We start from the raw sequence: 2,066 nt of genomic DNA, 5'->3' as shown, positions 1-2,066 counted from the left end.
GCTGCGCGGCCTCCGGCGCGCTGCGGGTGGCGGCCCGGCTGGCCGACCCGATGGCCACCGCGGCGCACTGGCGGCCGAGCGGCCGGGACGACCTGGAGGACCTGGCCCGGATGGCCGGGCTGCGGCCGGACGGCTCGGGGCGCGTCGCCTGCCCGTACGGCTACGCGGACCTGGCGAGCGCGGTCCGCGGGCTGCTCTCGACGGGCGCCTTCGACGCGGCCGCCCGGACCACCGACCAGGAGCAGGTGTCCAAGGAACTCACCGAGGCCGTCCACCCGTATCTGCGCGGGGACGGCACGGTGTGGATGCCCAATGTGTTCCGCTATCTCATCGCCCGCGTGTAGCGGCGGCGGGGCGCGCGCGGGCACGTGAAAAGCCCCCGGCCACGCGGGCCGGGGGCTTTCCGCCCGGGATGCCCCGGGCCGTTCGGGCTCAGCCCATGAACTTCTTGAATTCGTCGGGAAGTTCGAAGTTCTTCGGGTCCTGTCCCGCGGGCAGGCCCAGCGGGTTGTTCGCGGCCTCTTCGCGGCGCGCGGCGGCGGCCTGCTCCTCCGCCTTGCGCTTCATCGGGTTGCCGCTCTGGCGCTTGCCCTTGGCCTGCTTCTGCTGCTTCTTCTTCTTGCCGGCGCCGCCGCCCATCCCGGGGATGCCCGGCATCCCCGGCATGCCGCCGCCCTGCGCCATGCGCGACATCATCTTGCGGGCGTCGAAGAAGCGCTCGACCAGGTTCTTGACCGCGCTGACGTCCACGCCCGAACCCTTGGCGATACGCGCCCGGCGCGAGCCGTTGATGATCGTCGGGTCCTGGCGCTCGGCCGGCGTCATCGACTTGATGATCGCGGCCGTGCGGTCGACGTCGCGCTCGTCGAGGTTGTTGATCTGGTCCTTGATCTGCCCCATGCCGGGCAGCATGCCGAGCAGCTTGGAGATGCTGCCCATCTTCCGGACCTGCTCCATCTGGGCCAGGAAGTCGTCGAGCGTGAACTCCTTGGGGCCCTTCGCCAGCTTGGCCGCCATCTTCTCGGCCTCGGCCTGGCTGAAGGTCTGCTCGGCCTTCTCGATCAGGGTGAGCATGTCGCCCATGTCGAGGATGCGGGACGCCATGCGGTCCGGGTGGAACGCGTCGAAGTCGTCCAGCTTCTCGCCGTTGGAGGCGAACATGATCTGCTTGCCGGTGACGTGCGCGATGGAGAGCGCGGCACCACCGCGGGCGTCGCCGTCGAGCTTGGACAGCACGACGCCGTCGAAGCCGACGCCGTCGCGGAACGCCTCCGCCGTGTTGACGGCGTCCTGACCGATCATCGCGTCGACGACGAACAGCGTCTCGTCCGGGTTCACCGCGTCGCGGATGTCCGCGGCCTGCTGCATCAGCTCGGCGTCGATGCCGAGGCGGCCGGCGGTGTCCACGATGACGATGTCGTGGACCTTCGACTTCGCGTACTCGATCGAGTCCTTGGCGACCTGCACCGGGTCGCCCACGCCGTTGCCCGGCTGCGGCGCGTAGACGGCCACACCGGCGCGCTCGGCGACGACGCTGAGCTGGTTGACGGCGTTCGGGCGCTGGAGGTCACAGGCGACCAGCAGCGGGCTGTGGCCCTGGTTCTTCAGCCAGAGGCCGAGCTTTCCGGCGAGGGTCGTCTTACCGGCACCCTGGAGACCCGCGAGCATGATCACGGTGGGGGCGGTCTTGGCGAAGCGGAGGCGGCGGGTCTCGCCGCCGAGGATGCCGACCAGCTCGTCGTTGACGATCTTGACGACCTGCTGCGCCGGGTTGAGGGCCTTGGAAACCTCCTCGCCGGTGGCGCGCTCCTTGACCTGCTTGATGAAGGCCCGGACGACCGGGAGGGCGACGTCCGCTTCCAGCAGGGCGATGCGGATCTCGCGAGCGGTGGCGTCGATGTCCGCCTCGCTCAGGCGCCCCTTGCCGCGGAGGCTCTTGAAGGTGGCTGCGAGGCGATCGGAAAGGGTATCGAACACGGCGCTCGTCGGTCCTCGGGGTCGGGGGCGGTGGAATCGCCCTCCAGGGTATCCGCACCTTCGGCGGGGGTGGCCCCGGTCCCGCCTAT

1 protein-coding gene and 1 pseudogene are annotated in these 2,066 nt (G+C 70.5%); one reads left to right on the top strand and one right to left on the bottom strand.

What is annotated here, in order from left to right; genetic code table 11:
• Nucleotides 1–344 (top strand): annotated as a pseudogene (locus JNW98_RS35230) (SAM-dependent methyltransferase); the annotation flags it as partial.
• A gap of 88 nt (nucleotides 345–432) precedes the next feature.
• On the opposite strand, the gene ffh reads toward JNW98_RS35230, so the two are convergent.
• Nucleotides 433–1,977 carry a signal recognition particle protein gene (ffh, locus tag JNW98_RS35225; protein WP_223772337.1) on the bottom strand — a complete coding sequence of 515 codons (1,545 nt, stop codon included), beginning with the start codon at nucleotides 1,975–1,977 and terminating at the stop codon, nucleotides 433–435.
• Between the last annotated feature and the right edge of the window lie 89 nt (nucleotides 1,978–2,066).

Origin of the sequence: Streptomyces huiliensis, from assembly GCF_020037025.1 — a bacterium.
GTDB lineage: Bacteria > Actinomycetota > Actinomycetes > Streptomycetales > Streptomycetaceae > Streptomyces > Streptomyces huiliensis.
Note: the sequence above shows the minus strand (reverse complement) of the source record. Positions and strands in the feature narration are given on the sequence as shown.